6 protein-coding genes and 1 pseudogene are annotated in these 4,826 nt (G+C 70.6%); all 7 read right to left on the bottom strand.

The window, feature by feature from the left end:
• Window positions 1–487: pseudogene (locus tag BGO22_RS21965) on the bottom strand (serine protease); the annotation flags it as partial.
• A gap of 60 nt (window positions 488–547) precedes the next feature.
• Complete coding sequence (gene gshB, locus BGO22_RS21960; protein ID WP_204743616.1) at window positions 548–1,498, bottom strand: glutathione synthase; 951 nt, start codon at window positions 1,496–1,498, stop codon at window positions 548–550.
• Window positions 1,495–2,685, bottom strand: a complete 1,191-nt coding sequence (locus tag BGO22_RS21955; RefSeq protein ID WP_286852432.1) for a benzoate/H(+) symporter BenE family transporter — start codon at window positions 2,683–2,685, stop codon at window positions 1,495–1,497. Before BGO22_RS21955 ends, gshB begins: the two co-directional genes overlap by 4 nt.
• A gap of 60 nt (window positions 2,686–2,745) precedes the next feature.
• On the bottom strand, window positions 2,746–3,156 hold the full coding sequence (locus BGO22_RS21950; protein ID WP_204743617.1) for a SirB2 family protein: 411 nt from the start codon (window positions 3,154–3,156) through the stop codon (window positions 2,746–2,748).
• Between the two features lie 3 nt (window positions 3,157–3,159).
• Entirely contained in the window at window positions 3,160–3,582 is a 423-nt protein-coding gene (locus tag BGO22_RS21945; protein WP_286852431.1) for an RrF2 family transcriptional regulator, read from the bottom strand.
• Window positions 3,583–3,595: 13 nt separating this feature from the next.
• Window positions 3,596–4,012: a group III truncated hemoglobin gene (locus tag BGO22_RS21940; RefSeq protein ID WP_070400869.1), complete on the bottom strand. Its 417-nt coding sequence runs from the start codon at window positions 4,010–4,012 to the stop codon at window positions 3,596–3,598.
• Between the two features lie 106 nt (window positions 4,013–4,118).
• The coding region (locus BGO22_RS21935) for a KUP/HAK/KT family potassium transporter (RefSeq protein WP_286852430.1) at window positions 4,119–4,826 on the bottom strand (708 nt) is incomplete at its 5' end.

The raw sequence follows: 4,826 nt of genomic DNA, 5'->3' as shown, positions 1-4,826 counted from the left end.
GGTGCACCTCGTCGTGAAAGCCCAGCGGAAAACCCGCGATGAACAGCGTGGCGTCCACGGGCACGGCGTCAAAGTCGCGAACGATGTGCGCGGGCGTGAAGGCGAACAACACCGCCTCCTTCGGCAGGGCCTCGCGATCGATTTCGAGCACGGCCACGTCGATGTCGCCGCCGCTGTCCTGGCCCTGGCGCCACAGCGCCGTGCCGTCGGCGTACAGCGGCATGGAAAAGCCGGTGCAGCGCGTGAGGTCCTGAAGGTCCAGGTGCAGGGTGATCTCGATGCGGTCCGGCCGGTGCTCGCTGCCCTCGTCGATGAAGACGTGGCGGCTGGTCGCGAGGAAGAGGTGTTCGTCGCGCGCGAAGAAGAAGCCGCTGGCGTTGGTGAGCGATTGCTCACCCAGGAAGGTGCCGACCTTCGGCGTGGCGAGGAACAGCGGGTCCACCGGCGGCGAGACCGGCGCGGCGGGGGTCTTCGGGGGGGTGTTCATCGCCACAGTGTGAGGGCTTGGCGGCGTCCAGGCCACCGGCCGCGATGGCAGGCCATCGCGTCAGCCCAGCGCCGCCTCCAGCGCGTCCACGAACATCGCCGGCACGTCGAAGCCGGTTTGCTGCTGGATCTCCTGGAAACAGGTGGGGCTGGTGACGTTGATCTCGGTCACGCGGTTGCCGATCATGTCCAGGCCCACCAGCAGCAGGCCGCGCGCGGCCAGCGTGGGCGCCATGGCCTCGGCCACGGCGCGGTTGTCGTCGGACAGCGGTTGGGCCACGCCCTTGCCACCGGCCGCCAGGTTGCCGCGCACCTCGCTGCCCTGCGGGATGCGCGCGAGCACGAAGGGCGCCACCTTCCCGCCGATGAGCAGCAGGCGCTTGTCGCCCTCCACGATCTCGGGCAGGTAGCGCTGCACCATCACGCTGGTGGCGCCGCCCTGGTTCAGGGTCTCGATGATGGAGCCCAGGTTCAGGCCGTCCTCGCGCACGCGAAAGATGCCCATGCCGCCCATGCCGTCAAGCGGCTTGAGGATGACGTCGCGCTGCTCGGCGTGGAAGGCGCGCACGGCCTCGGCCGAGCGCGTCACCAGGGTGGGCGGCGCGAACTGCGGCCACTCCATCAGCGCGAGTTTTTCGGGGTGGTCGCGCAGCGCGGCGGGCTTGTTGAATACGCGCGTGCCTTCGCGCTCGGCCTGCTCCAGCAGGTGGGTGGCGTAGAAGAACTCGCTGTCGAAGGGCGGGTCCTTGCGCATCAGCACGGCGTCGAAGCTCGCCAGGGCCTCGCGGCCCTCGCCGCTCACGTCGAACCAGTGGTCGAGTTCGCCGGTGAGGCGCAGGTGCCGCACCTGGGCGGTGACACGGCCGCCGCTCACCCATTGCAGGTGGCGCGGCTCGCAGGCCGCGAGCGCGTGGCCGCGGCGCTGCAGCTCGCGCATCATCGCGAAGGTGCTGTCCTTGTAGGTCTTGAAAGCTTCGAGCGGGTCGGCGACGACCAGGATCTTCTTCGTCATGGGCGGGGGTGTTTTTTCGCGAGGCCGTACTGTTGCACAAAGAGCGCGGCGGCGCCGGCCACCACCCCCCAAAAGGCCGAGCCGATGCCGGCTATCACCACGCCGCTGAGCGTGACGAGGAAGGTGATGAGCGCGGCCTCGCGGTGCTCATCGTCCTTGAGCGCGGCGTGCAGCCCACCGCCGATGCTGCCCAGCAGGGCGATGCCCGCGATGGCCATCACCAGCTCGCGCGGGAAGGCGATCAGCAGGCCCGTGACCAGCGCGCCCACCAGACCGATGGCCACGTACAGCGCGCCGCACACCACCGCGGCGGTGTAGCGCTTGTCGCGGTCGGGGTGGGCCTCGGGACCCATGCAGATGGCCGCGGTGATGGCCGAGAGGTTGAGCGCGAAGGCGCCGAAAGGCGCCAGCACCAGCGTGGCGATGCCCGTGACGGTGAGGATGCGCGAGATGGGCATGTCGTAGCCCGCCGCGCGGATGGCCGCCACGCCCGGCAGGTTCTGCGAGGCCATGGTGACGATGAACAGCGGCAGCGCCAGGCTGGTGAGCGCCGCCAGGCTGAAGCTCGGCGCGGTGAACACCGGCACGGCCCATTCGAGCCTGAGCGCGCCCGCGTTGAAGCGGCCGGTGGCCAGTACCTGCGCCACGCCCGCGAGCAGCGTGAACACCACCGCGTAGCGCGGCGCCAGGCGGCGCGCCACCAGGTAGACCAGCAGCATCAGCACCACCAGGCCCAACGCGGTCTGCGCCGCGCCGAAGGCCTGCAGGCCGAAGCGCGCCAGCACGCCGGCCAGCAGCGCCGCGGCGATGGCCATGGGGATGCGGTTCATGACCCGCTCGAACCAGCCGGTGGCGCCCGCCAGGGTGATGAGCGCACCGCAGACCAGAAAGGCGCCGGTGGCGTCGGACATCGTGAAGCCCCCGGCCAGGCCTGCGCTGGCCAGCACCGCCGCGCCGGGGGTGCTCCAGGCCACCATCACGGGCTGGCGCAGCAGCAGCGAGGGAATCGCCGAGCACAGGCCCATGCCCAGGCCCAGCGCCCACATCCAGGACGTGATCTGCGCCGGCGTGGCGCCGAAGGCCTGCGCCGCCTGGAAGACGATCGCCACCGAGCTGGTGAAGCCCACCAGCACCGCGACGAAGCCGGCGGTGGCGGCGGAAAGGCTGAGGTCCTTGAAGAATCGCATCGCGCGATTCTGCCGGGACAGGCCCGGCGCCGCTGGCGCGGGCCCGACAGGCCGGCGGGCTCAGCCCGCCGGCAGCAGGCGCAGCAGCACCGCCGGATCGTGCGCCCGCGCGACCGCCACCATGGCCGCGAAACAGGCCAGGGCCGCCGCGAAGGCCATGGCCCGGCCCGTCGGCGTGCGCGCCCGCCGCAGGGCCAGCGTGCCGAGCACGATGTAGGCCACGAGCAGGCCCAGCTTGAGCTGCAGCCACGGCGTGGCGAAGGGGTTGAGCCGCAGCGCCGCGAGCAGCAGCAGGGCCGCCATCAGCAGGGCGGTGTCGATGAGCTGGCTCAGGCGGCGCACCGGCGCCGCCAGCGGCGCAGCCGAGCCCAGCAGCACGCCCACGCCGCGCGCGGCGAACAATCCGCCGCTGGTCAGCGCCAGCGCGACGTGCGCGGCCTTGATCCAGGGGTAGGCCATCAGCAGGTCCATGGTTCAGGCCCGCCGCAGCACCGCCGCCGCCGGGGGCAGCAGGTCGGCCAGGGTGTGGCCGTCCAGGTGCGAGAGGAAGCTCTGGAGCGCGCCGTCCAGCACGCCCGCCAGCCCGCAACGGCCGGTGAGCGCGCAGCGGCTGTCCTCACCGAAGCACTCGACGAGCAGGAAGTCCGGCTCCATGCCCCGCACCACCGCGCCGAGGTTGATGTCGGCCGGCGCGCGCGCGAGCCGCATGCCGCCGCCCTTGCCGCGCACGGTTTCGATCCAGCCCTGGCGGCCCAGCAGGTGCGTGACCTTCATGAGGTGGGTCTCGGAGATGCCGTGCGCCTGCGCGACCTCGGCTATGGTGCACAGCCGCCCAGGCTGGCGCGCCACGTACATCAGCAGGCGCAGCGCGTAGTCGGTCAGCGTGGTCAGGCGCATGGCGTCGACCGGCTCAGGGCGTGGCGCCGGCCGGGTTCAGGCCACGGGGCAGGGCCTGGGGGTCGCGGCCCATCTGCCAACCCATCCACAGGCTCTGGGCGATGCGCCCGGCGAGCGCGCGGGCCTGTACCGCCATGCGGCGGTTCGGCTGCGCGTCGGCCACTTCGCCGAACAGCGCCAGCCAGCGCTCGAACAGCTCGGCGCTCAACTCGGGCAGGGCCGCGTGTTTTTGCATGGGGTTGCCCGTGTAGCGCCCGGTGCGCCGCAGCACCGAGGACCAGAAGTCCACCAGCTTGTCGAGGTGGTGGTCCCAATCGTCGATGCGGGCGTTGAAGATGGGCGCAAGGACCGCGTCCTGGCGCACGCGCGCGTAGAAGGCGTGCACCAGCACCTTCAGCTCTTCCTCGGTGCACAGATCGGTCGTGGTCATGGGACTTCCTCGTCGCCGCTGCCGGGGGCAGGGATCAATAAGATCTATTTTATTTATATCTTATAGAGCCGCCAAATCCCTGTTGCCCTCGCGGGCCTCCAAGGCCTCAGATCTCGACCTTGGAGCCCAGCTCCACCACCGCGTTGGCCGGCAGGTGCAGGAAGGCCGCGGCGCCGGCGGCGTTGTGGTGCATGGCGGCGAAGAGCTTCTCGCGCCAGGGCGCCATGCCGCTGCCCAGCGTGGGCGTGACCACGTCGCGCGACAGGAAGTAGCTCGTGGTCATGGGCTCGATCTCGCAGCCGCGCAGGCGCAGCGGCTCCAGCGCGGCGGGCACGTCGGGGTCGTTCTTGAAGCCGTAGTGGATGGTGACCGCCCAGCAGTCGTGGCCCAGGGGCTCGACCTCCAGCCGCTCGCTCATGCCGATCCAGGGCACCTGATGCGAGCGCACGGTGACGAACAGGTTCTGCTCGTGCAGCACCTTGTTGTGCTTGAGGTTGTGCAAGAGCGCGTTGGGCACGATGCCCGGGTCGGCGGTAAGGAACACCGCCACGCCGGGCACGCGCAGCGGCGGCTCGACGAACACCGCGTCGAGAAAGCCATTGAGCTCCAGTGCCTCGGCCTGCTGGGCCTTGGACATGAGGCGGCGTCCCTGCTTCCAGGTCATCATCAACGTGAACACTGCGCCGCCGATGACCAGCGGGAACCATCCGCCATGGAACAGCTTGAGCATGTTCGAGCTGAAGAAGGCCAGGTCGATGACGAAGAACAGGCCCGTGGCGCCCACGCACAGCCACAGCGGGTATTTCCAGCCGTA

It is taken from the genome of Hydrogenophaga sp. 70-12 (assembly GCF_001897365.1).
Taxonomy (GTDB): Bacteria; Pseudomonadota; Gammaproteobacteria; order Burkholderiales; family Burkholderiaceae_C; genus Hydrogenophaga; species Hydrogenophaga borbori.
This window is presented reverse-complemented; position numbering and strand designations above follow the sequence as displayed.